This window comes from Sporosarcina saromensis, assembly GCF_054901285.1.
In genome coordinates, this window is the sequence record NZ_CM142738.1 from 1952056 (window position 1) to 1969741 (window position 17686).

The following is a 17686-nucleotide window of genomic DNA, read 5'->3' on the forward strand; positions in this document are numbered from 1 at the left end:
CTAACCTGCTAACAATACATAAACGTGCTAGAATGGTATAAGCAGCTACATAAAGCGGATGGGCGGTTGACACTCCCTTGAGAAAGGGGGTGTTTATATGGTGACATACGATGCAATGAATATGTTATTCCAATTTGGAATGTTTCTCGTAGCAACGGTAACAGCGGTTGTTGCGATAATTGCTCTATTCATCAACAGAAAAAAGTAACCACCCTCCGCTACGACCAAAGTAGATGAGGTGGTTACTTTTTCTATTCAAACATCTTATCAACTGGTCAACCGCACTTCATGCGGATGTCAGCTGCATTGACTGGGTGTTAGCGCACCTAGTCTTTTTTAGTATATCCTTAGTTTACCACAATTATGCTAAGTAGACACATGTTTAAGGAGTGTTTTTAACAAACTAGATTAAACGTTTCTGTTTGGCCTTTTCAATAGTATTACATCTCCATTTGGACCTAAAATATAAAGCTGAAGAATAAAGAATGAGGAATTTGTCAACTTAATAGTGTTGGCCTTATTGTGTAAAAGATTTTGTCTGAATAATTGCGAAAAGTTTGATATAATAAAACTAATACAACAGGTGTAATTTTTTATAATATATGGAAGAAGAATCAGGCAGTGTACTCTTTTAGATTGTAAAGATCACGACACCTATCGATGTAATTGAACGAGGGGGAAAGGATATGTTCAAAAGAAAAATCGCAGCGATGGTAGCGGCGTTTGGAATTTTCCTCGCTGGATGTGTGGAGGATGAAAAGCCAGCAGTAGACTCGGAAGAGAAAGAGAGTGCAGTTGTGGACGGTCAAACAGATGCAAAAGTCGTTGATCATTATTGGTCAATGTCGATTGAATCAGAGATCTGTCAAACAGTTGGCGAGTGCCGTGATCTAGGGGACACATATGGAGATGAACATTTTATTAGTTTTTATGGTTTCCTGAAAACTACCAATCACATGTCCTATTTGAAAGTGAATACAAGTGATGATCCTTCTAAATTTTCGGCGCGTAACACAGAAGACGAAAAAATAATTAGCGCTCGCTATGAATTAGTAGACAACGCATTTGTTAGAACACAGGGTGAAGAAGTGAGTATTTTTAAGAACCTAGTTGAGCTTGTGAGTGTGTTGTTCGATCGAGACAAAGCTAATATTCAAATGATTGTGTTCCAGGAGGATGTGTACCCACATGTTGATATATATGAAAGGAAATTGGTGTTACCTTCAAATATGATCACACAAACGTTGCAAGCAGATATGATCAGAATTCTCATGCATGAATTTGGCCATATGCTGACATGGAATGAAACGGATTTCGTCAAATCGGATAACTGTGCTGCTGATCGCTATCATTCCATTCCATTCGAAGAGTGTTATAACGATGAAAGTTATATGACCTTATTTTATGAAGCTTTTTGGAAGGATTATGACGAGCAATGGCTGCAAACTGGTTACGGGACTATTGAAGAAAGACTTGCTTTTTATGAAGATCATAAAGATTCTTTTGTGTCAACGTATGCTACGGTACATCCTTATGAAGATATAGCAGAAAATTTTTCTCATTTTATGTTAACGCCATACAATGATAATCCACAATCTGTACCAGAAAGAAAAGTGAACTTCTTCTATCAGTTTCCTGAACTTGTAGCACATCGCGCATTCGTACTGAAGGAATTGAAAGATCGAAAAGACGAGAAGTTATCTTTTTACTGAGGCAAGCAAGTGGCATGGGTTTAATATTTTTATAATTGGTTGACGGCTCTACTGTTTAACCGGTTGGCAATAAAACGTATTGTAAATATCGAACATGCCTCAATCGTGCCTTTCTAAAGAATCTCAGCTATGACTCAAGGGGGGAGAGTGCTATGACCATCGGATTGGAAATTATAAAAGAAGTATTGTCTCTTTATAACATTAAAGGACAAGTGACTACTGTTTATGATTTTATTCATTATCGTGATGAGAACGAATTAAAAATAATATCTAAAGTGGATTTTACCGATAGAGATTCGCTCGTAATAAAATTCGTAAGGGAAGATAAACATCCTTCCCATATTATTGAATCTCAAAGTGCCTTTTCTGAATACTTGAGAAGTCAAGGGATTTCGACGCCAAGAAGATATTTGAGCGAAGATAAGTACTGTATTCAATATAAACTGGATTATATGGATGTAGATATTACCCTTGAAGATTACATAGGTGAGGAAATACGTACTCTTGACACTCATCTTGCTACGAAAGTAGGGGAATTGATGGGGAAAATACATACACATTCAGAGAATGGAAACTGTCTAATTGGACAAAGTACGATATTCGATTTACTTGGATATAACGAAGTCAGTGGGTACAATACGTTTTGCGAGCTAGGTGAAACCCACAACATAGATGTGAAAATGTACCAGAAAATAAAAGAGCTCTATCATAAGAGGCTAGAAAAAATTAGGGTACATTGGAACACGTTACCGAGGTTTGCAACACAAGGTGACATTTCCATTAATAATTTGACGTACGTAGGCGACACCATTGGTATTTTTGACTATAACATTGCAGGTGATGAAACGCTTGTTGGTGACATGGTACTAGAGGGATTGTTACTAGCATATGAAATGGATTTATCTTTTGGATTGACAGATAACGATCGAGCTATTCTTTTTCAGCATTTTATTCAGGGATATCTTACTGAAAGACCTTTAACAGTGGACGAAAAAAATGTGTTAAGTGACATTTATTCAATTGCATTTGCTTTTTGGTTTACGAAGATAAAATACGATGAACATTCATTGGAAAAGTTAATAGAGCGTAATGAGCAAGAAAAAGTTGGAAGGCTATTACATGAAATCTACACTAGTTTAGTGAGAAATGAATTTGATGAACAATGCGAGTTGAATTGGAAAGTGCTAGGCTCGTAAGAATGAATGTATAAAACTTCTAACTTATATGGAGTTAGCGATTTTTACAGTTTTTGGCGTTGTGTGAATTTGAAATTAATTAAGATGAATTATAATTATTGTTAATGTTTGCGGGCAATTCAAATAGTGTATAAGTTCTTCAACTTCTGTTATACGATTAGGTAGCATATTTTCAAAGTACTAGCATTTAAATAGGACAACATTGTCTTTTTTAAGAAGTGAATGGGTAGTCAACCGTAAGTAAAGTTCTGGAAGTATTGGAGGTGAAGTGGTGAGTATTTGGTTTTATATAACAATCATAACAGGTTTTTCTCTTATTTATTATGGTTATGATAAAAAGAAAAGCTACGAATTAAAAGGAAAACAAATAGAGTTGGAGCAAAAGAAGTTAGAATTAGAGATGAAAAAGCTTGAAAAGGAAAGGGAATTATAAATTTTCTAAGCTCAATGTCAATCTAATTGTTACATCAAATGTTATAGCCACTCAACACAGACTATTGACTTCTTCCACAGACATGGTAGTATATCAAACATACATGAACAATCCAGTAATCATTACTAAATATAAAAATGGAGAGTTGACCTAGTAATCTTGTTGTGGGCAGTAAACAGAGACTGAATGGACAGTGGAAATTCAGGCAGCAACAAAGGTGAAGTACACCAACAGTTTTTCTCCAATTGCAATGAAGAGGATGATAGGTGTGCCTATCATCAACTAGGGTGGTATCGCGGAGAGCTCCTTCGTCCCTTTTTTAGGGATGGAAGGGGTTTTTTATGTTCAAAATACAATTGGGGAGGAATCCATGATGTTTCAAATTAAAGCGATCCATTCGCCTTCAGTAGTAGCATCCGCACTACTCACAATCAGTATTGTCGTAATGATGAGTACGAGTATCATTCTTTTCGAATCTGTGCCGCATATACCGATTTTGTTTTCAATCTTGTTGTTATTGGGCTACGGATTCTTTAAAAAGATTCCTTTTAAAAATTTGGAAAAAGGTTTGGTGGAAGGTGCCGGAGCAGGGATGAGTGCAGTGTTTTTGTTCTTCTTTATCGGCATTCTCATTAGTAGTTGGATGATGAGCGGTACGATTCCGACATTGATTTATGCAGGATTTCATCTCATTACACCTGCTTTCTTTTTCGCCATCGTCTTCGTCGTCACGTCGATCGTCGGGATTTCCATCGGTAGTTCATTGACAACCGTTGCGACAATTGGCGTAGCTTTCATTGGTATGGCTGATGTGCTGGAACTGTCTTTGCCATTAGCTGCAGGTGCGATTGTGTCCGGTGCTTTCTTTGGGGATAAAATGTCTCCATTGTCGGATACGACCAACTTAGCATCATCGATTGTTGGCGTCGATTTGTTTACGCATATCCGCAATATGGGATGGACGACGATTCCAGCGTTTCTGTTGTCGCTACTGTTGTTTGGCATTCTTTCGCCTTCCGTTAGTGGAGGAGAGTTTAACAAAATTACGCTCTTTCAAGAAACGCTCCTCAAAACGGAGCTCGTTCATTGGTATACGATTATTCCGCTTTTCGTGTTATTTGCATTGAGCATGAAGAAGGTACCTGCACTTGTTACACTGGCAATTAGTTCTGCTGTTGCGATTGGGCTTTCCTATTTCCATCACCAGTATGGTGTATCGGAAGTGATGGGCATTTTATTTAAAGGATTTGTTTCTTCGACAGGAGTGGAAGAAGTGGATGTCTTGTTGTCACGCGGTGGAATGAACAGCATGATGTTCACGGTCGGTTTAGTATTATTGGCATTAAGTATGGGCGGATTGTTGTTCACGCTTGGCATTGTACAACGTTTATTGGCAACAATTGAAGCACTTTTGAAGAAAGTGTCATCCGTTATATTGGCGTCTGCATTGACCGCGATCAGCATTAACGTCTTGATTGGCGAGCAATATTTATCGATTTTATTGACGGGGCAAGCGTTTAGAAAGCCGTATGAAAAAGTTGGACTTGCAAATAAAAACTTGAGCCGTGTTATGGAGGATGCGGGAACTGTGGTGAATCCACTTGTTCCGTGGAGTGTATGTGGGATTTTCATCGCAGATGTGCTAGGTGTATCGCCACTTGCTTATTTACCGTTTGCGTTTTTCTGTTTGTTGTCGCCGATTTTGACGATTGGCTATGGATATGTTGGGAAAACGTTGACGCGGGTTGCGCGGATTGATTGAAGAATGAGATTATGCGGCGATTTTTAGCGTTATGCTGTGTTTCTATTGGGGAATGCGGCGTTCTACGGATTTATGCCGCGTTTTGCTTGAATATGCTGCGTTCTTCTGAAGTATGCGGCGTTTGGAGAACTTATGTGCCGTTTGATTGCTTGTACCGCGGGAAAGTGTATTTGCTGGATAAATTTGTTGCGTTAAAAATGGTTTTGACAAACTAAAGGTTTCTTTAAAAAAGAATCTATTCCTTGCGCCAATCCAGGAGTTTGAGCGCTTTTCCAAGATGTGCAAATATAATGAAAGGCTGAGACATTTTTTGTCTCAGCCTTTATGCGTTAATCAATCGAAAATTCTTCACGATAATTTGTAGCATCTTTTAGTGCTTTCTCTTCTGCCGGTATACGGACGGACATCATCCATACGTTAAGGATTGTGAAGAGAATTGCTGTGAAATAAGCACTGAACAGTAATGGCAAGACGAGTAATTCAGTTGCGACGATGACATAGTTCGGGTGCCGAATCCATTTGTAAGGCCCTTTTCGTACAACTTTGGCATTAGGTAGGACAATGATTTTTGTGTTCCAATATTTTCCTAGTGAAGTGAGGCACCAGATTCGCAATAGTTGTGTAAAAAGGAAGATCGATAAGAACAGGCCCCAAATCGGTGATAGCGGGCGGTTAAAGATGTAGATTTCGATGAGCAATGAGAGAAAGAAACAGACGTGCATGGCAACCATGAAAGGGTAATGCTGAGCACCTGCTTCAAATGCACCTTGGCGCTTCATCCATTTTTCATTCCGTTTTGCGATGAATAATTCGACAATGCGTTGAAGGATGACAACAGAAAGTACGATTGGAATCATCAAGTTGAAGTCACCTCAATCCCACTGGATGAGGAGTAATTCTCCACAAAATCCTGGTCCTAATGCAGCGACGATGCCATATTCACCAGCTTGGGGCGTCAATGCCATGAATTGTTGAAGGACATACAAGACAGTTGGTGAGGACATATTGCCGTTATTCCGGAGTACATCACGCGAAATTTCCGTCATGGATGCATCGAATCCTAAAGCCTGTTCATAGGCAGCCAACACTTTCTTTCCTCCTGGATGAGCGACAAAGTGCGCAATGTCATCTTTCGTCAAACCGTGAGTAGACAGGAATTCATGTACAAATGGTCCTAACCACTCTGTAATGATTGAAGGGATGCTTTTTGAAAATACGACGTGTAGACCATTATTTTTAACATCCCAACCCATCACATCTTCTGAATTCGGCATTAGTTTGGATGTAGTTGCGACAATTGTAGGAACAGCACGAGAGACGGCTATTTTAGATTGATCACCAGCAATGAGGGCGCATGCGACGCCGTCAGAAAATAATGAGACACCGACAAGATTGCTCTTTGAATAATCGTCTTTTTGGAACGTTAAACTGCATAATTCAACCGCCAAGACAAGCACATTTTCTTTGGGAAATGCTTTGCAATATTCAAATGCGCGACTTAAACCGGCAGCGCCTCCAGCGCAACCCAATCCCCATAACGGGATCCGTTTGACGTCGTCCCGAAAAGGAAGTTCATTCATAATGCGTGCATCGATACTTGGCGTGGAAATGCCTGTGCTGGAAACAAAGATGATGGCATCAATTTCAGAAGGAGAAACGTCTGTCTGTAAAAAGTCCGATTGTTGCAGGCAAGATTGAATGGCTTTAATGCCTAAATGCGTTGCATGGTGAATGTACAAATCGTTGCGCTCTTCAAAATCGTGTTCTTGTCCATACCATTCCAACGGCATACAAACATCTCGTTTTTCGATATCACCGTTTTGAAATACTTTTAATAGACGCTCAATGTCTTTAAACCTATTGCTAAAAAGGGAGCGGGTCAGTTCAACAGCTTCTTGCTGTTTCACTTCATAGGGAGGGAGAACTGTACTGACGGATAGGATTTTTGGCATTTTCTAACCTCCGGAACATTTATCATTCTTTAACCTCGTAAGCTTGTACATAAACATTGGGATGTCTGTTGCTAAATTTGAATCAGATTCTCTTTTTAATTGCAATCTCAAACAATACTTAATAGTTGGAGAAGGAAAGACATGCCTCATTATATGAAAAGATTTTGGCAAATATGAAAGCCCACCAGTAATGGAGGGCTCATTGTTTCTGGGATAATAAAAATTGACATAATTCCCGCAAACTATTGATGAATTTCTCATTGCTTTCTTTTGATCGTTTTTTAGGTCCTTTTAGGCGACCACCGGCCATCCTGATTTTTTGGGCGGTATGTCTTGCTAATAGGAGTTGATCAATATTGTCATTCGTATAGCGTCTTCCGTTTTGATCGATCGGATGACCTTGTTTCGCTAAAACCATTGCCGCTAGCCCATAATCCTGCGTGACGACAATATCGCCTTTGTTCACTTTGTTTACTAATACAAAGTCGACTGCATCCGCGCCTTTTGAAACGATGACTGTATCGGCCCCGTCCCGATGCATTTCATGGGCTGTGTCACAAATAAGAGTACAAGGCATCTTAAATTTCTTGGCAATGGAAATCGTTTCATTCACAACAGGACAGCCATCAGCATCCACAAAAATCGTTACCATGACAGAACCCCTTTTCCGTATGAAGTAGATAAGTGCTCGTAAAAAATAGGAAGGATTAATGTCTCACTATATCATATTCACCGGAAAATTATTAATTCAAAAGTGAGAAATGTGAACATGGCGTAAAAGTTGAATCTATCTATTGTGCTATTCACTTCACTAAATCTTTTTGTTCAACAATGTTTTTTTGAAACAAAACGGTGAGTTAATCGTAAATTAAAGCAAAGCTGTGAAGTTGTAGGTTCTTATATTTTATAGGGAAATTAACATTTATGAAATGAAGAGAGGTAATACGCATGGGAAGCGAATATTTTGTCGGTTGGGGTACGTTGGCACTCATTAATGCGGGTATCGCGCAAGGGAAGAATAGAAGTGGATTGAATTGGTTTTTGTTGTCATTACTCCTGGGCCCTTTTGCAACGTTCTGTCTAGTCATTGCAGAAAAAAGATAATTCTTTCATTTTGACATTGTTATGGTAAACTATTTCTAGTATCGAAATAGATCAGTAGGGGGAAACGTGTATGACAGAAGTGAAAGTGATTTGTGCGAGCCATGAATTGATTGCTGGAAATGAGCCTTTAAAGAAATTTGTCGACCAACAAAAAGGGGCGCATTGTTCTGTTTTGGTTAATGAAACGCAGTACGTTGTCGTGAAAGTTGCAAAAGAAGCGGATATCGAAAAAGTCCGTGCAACAGCAGGCAATATTGCACGTGATCTTGCGAGTCAAAAAGTGGAGAAAGCACTTGTACTTGAAGGGACATTGGAAACAGCCTTTGAACATCTTGTAAAAGAAACGGTGTTTACAGCATTTGCAGAAGGTTGGGATCTTGGTTCATACCAATTCCTTACGTATAAATCAAAAGAAGAGTCATTCCAGACTGCACTAGAAGTAGAAGGGGAGGACGTCCAATCTGCTGTCGAACTCGGAAAAATCCGTGCCGCTGCTACTGCGTTTTCACGCGACTTGATGAATGAAGTGTCTGATGTGTTAAATCCTGAAACGTATCCTGATGTTCTGAAAAAACAATATGCAGACACAGGAATCGAAGTGACTGTGTATCGAAAAAAGGAAATTGAAGAGATGGGCATGAACGGCGTGTTGACTGTTTGTCGCGGTAGTAAATACAGCCCTTCATTCGTAGAAATGAAGTATGTCGGAGATACGTCAAAACCATTAGTGGCGCTTGTCGGGAAAGGAGTCACATTCGATACGGGCGGCATCAGCTTGAAGAGTGGGAAAGATTTAAGTGACATGCGTATGGATATGGGCGGTTCGGCTGCGGTAGCTGGTGCAATGCAGTTGTTAGCAAAAACGGAAGCGAAAGTGAATGTCGTTGCACTCATCCCGATGGTTGAAAATACGCCGGACAACACATCCGTATTTCCTGGTGAAGTAATTACGTACAAAAACGGTACGACAGTACAAATCGGAAATACCGATGCAGAAGGTCGTCTCATCTTGGCGGATGCCCTTATTCGTGCAGGTGAGTTGAATGCAGAATACATCGTGGACATAGCGACACTTACGGGTGCAGTCGTCAATGCGTTAGGAACGGAAATCGGTGGTGTATTTGGCGATGAAGAGCAGGCATTCATCATGAAAAAAGTCGGTGATGAAAACGGTGACTTCGTATGGCCGATGCCGTTAGTCGAAGCGTATGACAAATCATTGGCGAGTGACTATGCAGACATGAATAATATCAGTTCATTAAGCTATGGCGGTTCAATCACGGCTGCTCTATTCCTTCGTCGATTTGTTCCAAAAGACAGCAAATGGCTTCACGTAGACATGGCCGGCATGATGAGCAAATCGAGTAATTCTGGTTACTATGCTAAATCCGCAACAGGGTATGGCGCGCGATTACTTGCGGACTATGCTGTGAAGATTTCGGAGTGAAGTCCTGTTAGAACTGCGCTTTTGTCATCAAGCCGGTTGGCTACTCGTATAGCATTTCGAATGGAGAATTTACTATGAAAGAATGGTTTGGTTCTGCCGCTGTTTGTATGAATGAAAACAATGAAGTACTAATGGTGAAAAGTTATCATTCTGATGCATGGGCTATCCCTTCAGGTGGGATTGAAAAAGGAGAAACGCCAGAGGAATGTTGTGTAAGAGAAGTGATGGAAGAGACAGGTTATAGGGTGGCTATTGTGGAGAAGCTTTTTATAAAAGAAGTTACCATTACCAATATACAAGTTCAAACACATTACTATAAAGTAAAAAAACTTGGTGAGAGTAGTGGGATTAATGATCCAGATAACATCATTGAAACTGTAGCTTGGAAATCTCTCAATGACTTGGAGACAATCGAGCATGCCTATCCTGAGGATAAAGAGTTATTAATAAGGATTATTACTTCGATATAAAACGAGAAAACGCTTAGGTCTATTCCCAAGCGTTTTCTTTTTTGATTATCGATAAAAATGAGGAGAGAGTACCTTGTTTTTCATTTGCAAACAAGAATCTGTCTCTCAAACGTACCTTTCTTGGCGACACAACGATCGACAATTTGGAAACCGGCTTCCTCAATCATATCGTCCATCGGTTCAATCGTGGCGACGACGAGTTTTGACGTTATGCGTCGGGCATTCTTTAATATATCCAATTGTCCTTCAGCAGTAATATGGGTAAACAAATTATAAGGCATGTCAATAATTGCAGCATCATATGTAGTTGTCACTTCAGCGATAGGACCTTTAACGACTTCGCCAGCCAAACCGAAATGGGCAAGATTTTTGCGGGAACCAAGGCAGACAAGTGGATTAATATCTCTCCCAACCATATCAATCCCCATTGAACGTGCTTCGACTAACACCGTACCAATTCCACAACACGGGTCAATCGAACGGACCCCTTCAGGATGAGGAACTGCAATATTAGCCAACGCGCGAGCGACGCGCGTACTTAAAGCAGTCGAATACATATGCGGTTTTTGCATATGGTAGCGCCAAATCGGTTCACTTACTTGAAGGATGCCGAAATACCAAAGGCCATTCAGAGAGAGAATGCCAAAATTGACTGCCGGATTGTCTAAATCTGCTTCTCCCTCAATTTTTTCACCGATTTCTCGTTCCATCGCTCTTCGTTCTGGATGATGAATTTTAGCCGTGTCATTCAATGCGATGTCATTCATACAAGTGACTTTAAATGTCGAGTGACTGACGAACCCTTCAGCTTGTGCAAGTAAATCTGCCCAATCGTGTGCTGTCCATACTATTTCCAATCGCTCCTTCATAAAAGGGCTGCGACTAGGGTCAATGGCTACATTGCTAATTAAGGCATTTGCTGGAGTTTCGTACCCAAAGAACGCCCGCATTTCCAAACGGCAAAGCTCATGCTCATCCATTTGCCGGATATACGTGTAGGCATACTCACGTTGATGTGTTTCAAATGCCTGCTTCAATTTGTCGCCTCAAGTGCTGCGAGCATGTTGAAAATGAAACGATAAGCGAGATCAACCGCATCTTTTAATGGTAAATCTTTGTGGAATCCTTCAAGAGCATCAAGCGGTATGTTAATGTCCCATAGACCGTCCTGATCCGAGAACATTGCACTGTACGTTTTTAGACCGACGTTCGTTTCCAAATGCTCCTTAATGAAAGCTCCCCATTTCTTCTGAAGCTTTAATCCGAATAATACTGTAATGGTTTGAAAGACATCGTCCATTTCAATTGCCATTGCATCAACACCGATTGTGGTAAATGCTTCTGACTCGACATAGACAAATTGGTCAATGTTACCCCCGAAATAGGATACCGGCTCATTCATGAATGAGGGCGACTTTTCTTCTAGCATTTCTTCTGTCTCTTTTAAGCATAACTCGATGGCGGAGAAATCCCATTGTTTTGGTTGGACCAACTGATTAGCTGACAGCAGACCATTTCTTTCGGCATATTCTTTTTCAATTGAAAATAGCGCAATTGGTTGTTGCTCTATCGTATGTGCAAGTTTTTCTTTTAGCATGTGTGACACTCCTTTTCATTCAACAGTATACCTCATTTGTGCGTATGAAGTTTCGTTCTGCGCAGTATGAAGAATTAATTTTCATCTGGATACCATGGATTCAAATGGATGAGCACTTCATCCACATCAGCATGGGCTTCAATAATCATATTACGAATTTTACTCGATACGTCGTGACCTTGTTGGATGGTCAACGTCCCAGGAATACCAATCCGTAAATCGACTAGCACGTAATGGCCGTGTTCTCGAGCACGAAGTCGATCAATTCGCTTTACTTCAGGCACCGTGCGAATCAATGCGGCAAACTCCTGCAAACGCGCTTCAGGTACATTTTTCTCCATTAATACATCCATTGCCTCGATCCCCATTCCATAAGCTAAACGGAGCACGAGAATGGAAACAATCACACCGGCAAATGGATCCCCGTATGAAAGAAAAGGAATGGCAAATGCATCCCCGATCAAAGCCAACCCGATTCCGACAACAGCCGCAAGCGATGCATACACATCTGCAAGGTGATCATAAGCAGTCGCAATCAACCCCTTACTATTTGCTTTCTTACCGACGCGCATCGTATACACATAGAGAACCTGTTTCCAGACAAGGGAAACAATTGCCGTAATTAACGCAATAACACTCGCTTTTGCGGGCTCCTCAAAAAATGTTTTGACCGCTTCAAAACCAATATAAATGGCAGCGATCCCTAAAATAATTGCAACAAGTCCCGATCCAATCACTTCAGCTTTTCCGTGTCCATATGGATGGTCTTCATCAGCCGGTCTTTGTGAGAATCGCATCGAGGTCAAGGCTGCAGCGGAAGCGACAACATCTCCCGCGTTATGAAAGCCGTCAGCAAGCAAAACGGGACTATTAAAGAGAACCCCTACAAGAATTTTAACGACAGTCAACACGATGTTACTCATTAAACTGATCCAAATGGCAAAAACGGAAGCGATGGAATGTGAATGCTTATTTGTCATTGTACAACCTCCTGTTGAAAGTTTTCCTAGAGGAAAGAAAAACCCCTGACAACGTTCTGTCAAGGGATGATTGGAAAAATTAGATTAGTGGCGTCTTTTATTGTCAGTATCATTCTGATCACTCATTTATCGGTTAGTCTTACAAGCATATCACTATGTAAGTAACCGAGCAACAATTTGACAAAGCGAAATGCTATTGATTGTTTTTTTAGGATGATTGAGTTACAGGAAAGTATGGTGTGCGTCACTAAAAGTAGTTTAAAGACACTTTAGAGTGAAAAATACTTGCTGTCGCGTCATTATAAGAGGTTTAATGAAACGTTAGAGTGAAAAATGTTTGCTGACGCGTCGATAAAAACATTTTATGACACGTTGACGAGGAAAAAGGTTGTTAGCGCGTCATGAAAAGCGGTTTAACACCCCTGTCTAAGTAAAAAACTGTACATTGGTATTTTAATTGTAAGAGATGAGTTCTAAATGCCCGTCAGTGCTACAAAACGTGAGTAACGGTCAAATAGAAGCGTTCTAAATGCCCGCCAGTGCTACAAAACGCAAGCCTCGGTCAAATAGAAGCGTTCTAAATGCCCGTCAGTGCTACAAAACGCAAGCCTCGGTCAAATAGAAGTGATCTAAATGCCCGTCAGTGCTACAAAACGTGAGTAATGGTCAAATAGAAGCGTTCTAAGTGCCCGTCAGTGCTTCAAAACGTGAGTAACGGTCAAATAGAAGTGTTGTAAATGCCCGCCAGTGCAACGAAACGTGAGTAACGGTCAAATAGAAGCGTTCTAAGTGCCCGTCAGTGCTTCAAAACGTGAGTAACGGTCAAATAGAAGAGTTCTAAATGCCCGTCAGTGTTATAAAACGTGATCGACGGTCAAATAGAAGCGTTCTAAGTGCCCGTCAGTGCTACAAAACGTGAGTAATGGTCAAATAGAAGCGTTCTAAGTGCCCGTCAGTGCTTCAAAACGTGAGTAACGGTCAAATAGAAGTGTTGTAAATGCCCGCCAGTGCTACGAAACGTGAGTAACGGTCAAATAGAAGCGTTCTAAGTGCCCGTCAGTGCTTCAAAACGTGAGTAACGGTCAAATAGAAGAGTTCTAAATGCCCGTCAGTGTTATAAAACGTGATCGACGGTCAAATAGAAGCGTTCTAACTACCTACCAGTGCTACAAAACGTGAACAACGGTAAGTTAGAAATATATTTTTCCCGTTAATGGAGAATTATCAATGTTATCTTGTACATGGAGGCAGCGAAAAGTCCCTTTTAACAAAAAGCAGCTTATGAACGACAACGCTCTAGGACTGCGCAAGTAGATAACCAGAAGACCAAAAGTTTGAAGGATGTAACCAGGGTTACAAACCAAACATATCAAAGCTAATAATGTATACTTAAGTGAAAACAATCGCGTCATTGCAATCCATACATCAAATCATTATAATACAATAAAGTGAATAAAAATACATACGAGAGGTTGATTATAGATGAAGCTTTGGGGAGGACGTTTTTCTAGTCGTGCGGATGAAATAATGGAACAGTTCAATACATCTTTGCCTGTCGATTATCGACTATACAAAGAGGATATTGCGGGTAGCCTTGCTCACGTTACGATGTTGGTTCATTGTGACTTGCTAACACCGGAGGAAGGGGATCTGTTAGTACAAGGCCTTGAATCCATTTTACAAGATATTGAATCAGGTGCGCTCGTCATTGAAGGAGATTATGAAGACATTCATTCATTTGTTGAAATGCATTTGACCGAAAGAATAGGTGAAACCGGTAAGAAATTGCATACAGCGCGAAGCAGGAATGACCAAGTCGCTGTCGATATGCGCCTTTATGCAAAAAATAAAGCAGTCGACGTGATGAACGGTTTGCAGACGCTAATTGATTCATTACATGAAAAAGGAAAAACAAACAATGTCATTATGCCGGGCTACACACATCTACAACGTGCGCAAGTTGTGACATTCGGCCATCATTTAGGCGCTTATGAGCAAATGTTCAAGCGGGATAAAAAACGTGTTAGTAACGCACTTGAACTATTGGATGAAAACCCGTTAGGCTGTGGTGCGTTAGCTGGGACGACACATGCAATCGACAGAAACGTTACGACTGAACTGTTGCGTTTTGCAAAGCCCGTCGACAACTTTTTGGACGGTGTCAGTGATCGAGATTATATGCTTGAGCTGATGTCTGATTTCTCCATCATCATGATGCATTTAAGCCGTTTAAGTGAAGAATTGATTTTGTGGAGTAGCCAAGAATTCAAGTTCATCACAATGGCGGATGCTTATTCAACAGGAAGCAGTATTATGCCACAGAAGAAAAATCCCGATGCAGCGGAATTAATAAGAGGGAAGACAGGTCGCGTATACGGCTCATTATTCGCTTTATTAACAACCTTAAAAGGGTTGCCGTTAACGTATAACAAAGACATGCAGGAAGACAAAGAACAATTTTTCGATGCGCTGGATACCGTCTTGGATTGTATGGAAATCATGTCGAAGATGATTGACACGCTGACGGTCAATGAAGAAAACATGAAAGCGGCGATTAAAGCCGGATTCCTGAATGCAACGGAAGTGGCGGATTACTTAGTGAGCAAAGGGACTGCATTCCGCGATGCCCATGAAATTGTAGGGAAAATCATCATTTATTGTGAAAAAGAAAAGAAAGCGATTGAAGAGTTGACTGTACAAGAGCTCGCTCAATTCAGCCAGCATATTGCAGATGATATTTACACCTATATTGACTATGAAAACATTTTAACAAAAGGAAATAAAGGTTTGATGAAGGAAATTGGTGAATAAATCACTCGAAAAATGAAAAAACCCGCGTGAGACCAAGACAATCTTGGCTACACGTGGGTTTTCACTTTTTCTGTATTGTGTATTCAATCGTCAGGAATGGAAGGGAAAACAACCACATTTTGTGTGTCGCAACCAATTGCCCATCCTTACCTTCTTTCACAAAAAAGTTTTCTTCAATAGGCAGTTTGCTGTACTCACCCCATCTGGATGATAAGTAAATGCCTGCGTCGGAAGCGGCATCTGATCTTTTGCTCGTGAGCTGCAAACTTTCGCCGACGGTTCTGACTTCCAAAACACCTGTCATTGTAGAGAAGGGGAGGGGTAACGCAATATTCATAAATACCTTTCCGTCGTTCTTTTCGTGATAGGAGTAAATTGCAATGAAAGTCATTTCATCCTCAATCTTCCGAATCCATGCGCGGGGCTTGATGCGGCCGTCCATTTCATCCACAGATACAATTTCACCAGTCATTTCGATTTCATTTGCATGAAGGGGTAAATTGATTTGCTCCGTTTTACGGCTAATGAATGAATAGATAAAAGCAAACGGTTTGAACCACTTTTTCCATCGAACGGTTGCAAATAGACGATAGTCCGTCGTGTTTTCATAGAAATCGGCTATAGTAGGGGCAATGTCTAAGTTGTAGATCCCCATTGCATCTACAAGGCCACGTTGTTCCCCGGCCACGGCAAGTTTCGTCACCGATTGTTTGCCTCTAATACGACTAACTGAAAATGAGGGTCTGTGGACGTTGGAATGTGGAATGGCCAAAGACCAACCGATAATACCTAGCAGTGCAAAGACAATGCAATTCAAAACACCATGAAATCGGAGCATAAAGTCGATTGTAATCGACGTGAGTCCGAAGCCATTGCCTAGCACATAGAGAAGCGAAAAAATGATTGTGACGCCTAAAGAAGTGAACGACGTGACGAGTAGCCATTTTTGCATACGGCTTGTAAAACGTGCACGCCATGCAATTCCAATCATTCCCGCTAACCCGACGATGTATAAAAGGACTGCAAACAATTCAATCCATCTCGAAAAAGTGATGCCGATTGCCACGATCATAGGAGCAACGAGCAATAACGTACTAAAAAATCGGTACGAACGGGCCTTATACAATCTGCCTACCAAACCGATGAAAATGGGCAATAGAAAAGCGGAATAGTGAAAATGAATACCGGTTAACCAAGTGATTAGTGGTGTAAAACCTGTATCTATTCCAGCAATATAGGCGAAATACCAGCCTCCTCCTAAAGCGATATACATCATACCGAGGTCAATCGCGAATTCTTCACAGTTCGTAAAACCCCTTTTCAAAAATCTTGTCAATCCATACAGAGCGATACAAACGGTAAATGCAGAATAGATGAAAGCGAATAGTGCGGGAAATGTTGGTGTTGTTGTTTGTAAAATCGCGATTGACACATAGGCAGGAATGCTAAAAAAAGAATAGTATTTGGAAAACCAATCTGACTTGTTCATGACCATCTTCAACGCAATCGGCACATAGACAAGTTGAGCAACTGTTAATAAGAGATAGGGCCAAGGATCTTTTGAAAGGAATGCGATAACGATAAATAAAAAGCTATGAAAGAAAGCAAATTTACGCATGTTGAACAAACTCCCCTTCATACGAAAATAGATTGCCAATCAAAGGATTCCGAACAGTTACAGCGATGCGATACATTTCCTGTTCTTCGTCATAGCTTTCGGTTACCGTCGCCAAGCCTTGCAACAATCGAGGAAGTGGAATTTCCAACTTTCCGAGTACGAGTCGTTGTTGCAAAGATTGAATCGTGAGCGCGCCATCATCTTTTACAATAAACGCCAAGTCTGCATACAGCAATGCAGGTTCTCCGAGATAATCTTTAATGATCCCACGTTTCCTATCCAAACTCATTAATGCATTGAAATATCGACGCGTAGACCCAAAATGAAAAACCCGTTCCCAATGAATTTGCGCCTCTCCATTTGCGCCGAATCGCGCACTGTTTGTAATCGTAAAAGGGATGTTCGTTCCTCGTTCAGGAAATAATAGCTTCCAGCCGACTCCTAATTTGAAAAGAGGATACAGCCAATTTGGACCGCCTGTAATAGCTGTCATTGTACCCTTTCCGTGAAAAGGGGTATCCGGTTCAATGTGATAACGCTTTTGCAGCATAGGATGCAGTTTAGTGAAGTCATCACCTAAAAGATGTTTGTAGATAGACATTGT

At 40.7% G+C, this 17686-nt stretch carries 17 protein-coding genes; 9 read left to right on the plus strand and 8 right to left on the minus strand.

Annotated features, from left to right (window positions below):
* Positions 1–97: 97 nt before the first annotated feature.
* The 5 genes from ACVHUV_RS09730 (at position 98) to nhaC (ending at position 5103) form a co-directional block, all read left to right on the plus strand.
* The gene (locus ACVHUV_RS09730) at positions 98–208 is read left to right on the plus strand and encodes a putative holin-like toxin (RefSeq protein ID WP_371389714.1); all 111 of its coding nucleotides are present in this window, start codon (positions 98–100) and stop codon (positions 206–208) included.
* Positions 209–686: 478 nt separating this feature from the next.
* Positions 687–1712: a hypothetical protein gene (locus tag ACVHUV_RS09735; RefSeq protein ID WP_462084469.1), complete on the plus strand. Its 1026-nt coding sequence runs from the start codon at positions 687–689 to the stop codon at positions 1710–1712.
* Positions 1713–1864: 152 nt separating this feature from the next.
* Complete coding sequence (locus ACVHUV_RS09740) at positions 1865–2908, plus strand: aminoglycoside phosphotransferase/kinase family protein (protein ID WP_462084470.1); 1044 nt, start codon at positions 1865–1867, stop codon at positions 2906–2908.
* Positions 2909–3179: 271 nt separating this feature from the next.
* Positions 3180–3341: a hypothetical protein gene (locus ACVHUV_RS09745; protein WP_317941924.1), complete on the plus strand. Its 162-nt coding sequence runs from the start codon at positions 3180–3182 to the stop codon at positions 3339–3341.
* 373 nt (positions 3342–3714) lie between these two features.
* On the plus strand, positions 3715–5103 hold the full coding sequence (gene nhaC, locus ACVHUV_RS09750; RefSeq protein WP_462084471.1) for a Na+/H+ antiporter NhaC: 1389 nt from the start codon (positions 3715–3717) through the stop codon (positions 5101–5103).
* A gap of 329 nt (positions 5104–5432) precedes the next feature.
* Here nhaC and ACVHUV_RS09755 read toward each other — a convergent pair whose 3' ends face one another.
* The 3 genes from ACVHUV_RS09755 to ACVHUV_RS09765 form a co-directional block, all read right to left on the minus strand.
* Complete coding sequence (locus tag ACVHUV_RS09755; protein ID WP_462084472.1) at positions 5433–5960, minus strand: isoprenylcysteine carboxyl methyltransferase family protein; 528 nt, start codon at positions 5958–5960, stop codon at positions 5433–5435.
* Between the two features lie 15 nt (positions 5961–5975).
* Positions 5976–7055, minus strand: a complete 1080-nt coding sequence (locus tag ACVHUV_RS09760; RefSeq protein ID WP_462084473.1) for a type III polyketide synthase — start codon at positions 7053–7055, stop codon at positions 5976–5978.
* 199 nt (positions 7056–7254) lie between these two features.
* Entirely contained in the window at positions 7255–7707 is a 453-nt protein-coding gene (locus tag ACVHUV_RS09765; RefSeq protein ID WP_317941920.1) for a YaiI/YqxD family protein, read from the minus strand.
* Positions 7708–8003: 296 nt separating this feature from the next.
* Between ACVHUV_RS09765 and ACVHUV_RS09770 the strand changes: the two genes are divergently transcribed.
* The 3 genes from ACVHUV_RS09770 to ACVHUV_RS09780 all read left to right on the plus strand — a co-directional run bounded on the left by ACVHUV_RS09770 (position 8004) and on the right by ACVHUV_RS09780 (position 10076).
* Positions 8004–8159, plus strand: a complete 156-nt coding sequence (locus ACVHUV_RS09770; protein ID WP_317941919.1) for a hypothetical protein — start codon at positions 8004–8006, stop codon at positions 8157–8159.
* Between the two features lie 70 nt (positions 8160–8229).
* Positions 8230–9606, plus strand: coding sequence for a leucyl aminopeptidase family protein (locus ACVHUV_RS09775; protein ID WP_462084474.1), 1377 nt, complete (start codon positions 8230–8232; stop codon positions 9604–9606).
* 74 nt (positions 9607–9680) lie between these two features.
* Positions 9681–10076: an NUDIX hydrolase gene (locus tag ACVHUV_RS09780; RefSeq protein ID WP_462084475.1), complete on the plus strand. Its 396-nt coding sequence runs from the start codon at positions 9681–9683 to the stop codon at positions 10074–10076.
* Positions 10077–10156: 80 nt separating this feature from the next.
* On the opposite strand, the gene ACVHUV_RS09785 is transcribed toward ACVHUV_RS09780, so the two are convergent.
* The 3 genes from ACVHUV_RS09785 to ACVHUV_RS09795 form a co-directional block, all read right to left on the minus strand.
* Complete coding sequence (locus ACVHUV_RS09785) at positions 10157–11056, minus strand: TRM11 family SAM-dependent methyltransferase (RefSeq protein ID WP_462086889.1); 900 nt, start codon at positions 11054–11056, stop codon at positions 10157–10159.
* A 53-nt stretch (positions 11057–11109) separates the two neighbouring features.
* Positions 11110–11673 (minus strand): branched-chain amino acid aminotransferase, encoded by a 564-nt coding sequence (locus ACVHUV_RS09790; protein WP_462084476.1) that lies wholly within the window; start codon positions 11671–11673, stop codon positions 11110–11112.
* 74 nt (positions 11674–11747) lie between these two features.
* Positions 11748–12653, minus strand: a complete 906-nt coding sequence (locus ACVHUV_RS09795; protein WP_462084477.1) for a cation diffusion facilitator family transporter — start codon at positions 12651–12653, stop codon at positions 11748–11750.
* 1482 nt (positions 12654–14135) lie between these two features.
* On the opposite strand from ACVHUV_RS09795, the gene argH reads away from it, so the two are divergent.
* Positions 14136–15464 (plus strand): argininosuccinate lyase, encoded by a 1329-nt coding sequence (gene argH, locus ACVHUV_RS09800; RefSeq protein WP_462084478.1) that lies wholly within the window; start codon positions 14136–14138, stop codon positions 15462–15464.
* Between the two features lie 61 nt (positions 15465–15525).
* Here argH and ACVHUV_RS09805 read toward each other — a convergent pair whose 3' ends face one another.
* Both ACVHUV_RS09805 and ACVHUV_RS09810 read right to left on the minus strand, forming a co-directional pair.
* Entirely contained in the window at positions 15526–17082 is a 1557-nt protein-coding gene (locus ACVHUV_RS09805; RefSeq protein ID WP_462084479.1) for a YndJ family protein, read from the minus strand.
* Entirely contained in the window at positions 17075–17683 is a 609-nt protein-coding gene (locus ACVHUV_RS09810; RefSeq protein ID WP_462084480.1) for a DUF4166 domain-containing protein, read from the minus strand. The genes ACVHUV_RS09805 and ACVHUV_RS09810 overlap by 8 nt, the downstream gene beginning before the upstream one ends.
* Positions 17684–17686 lie beyond the last annotated feature (3 nt).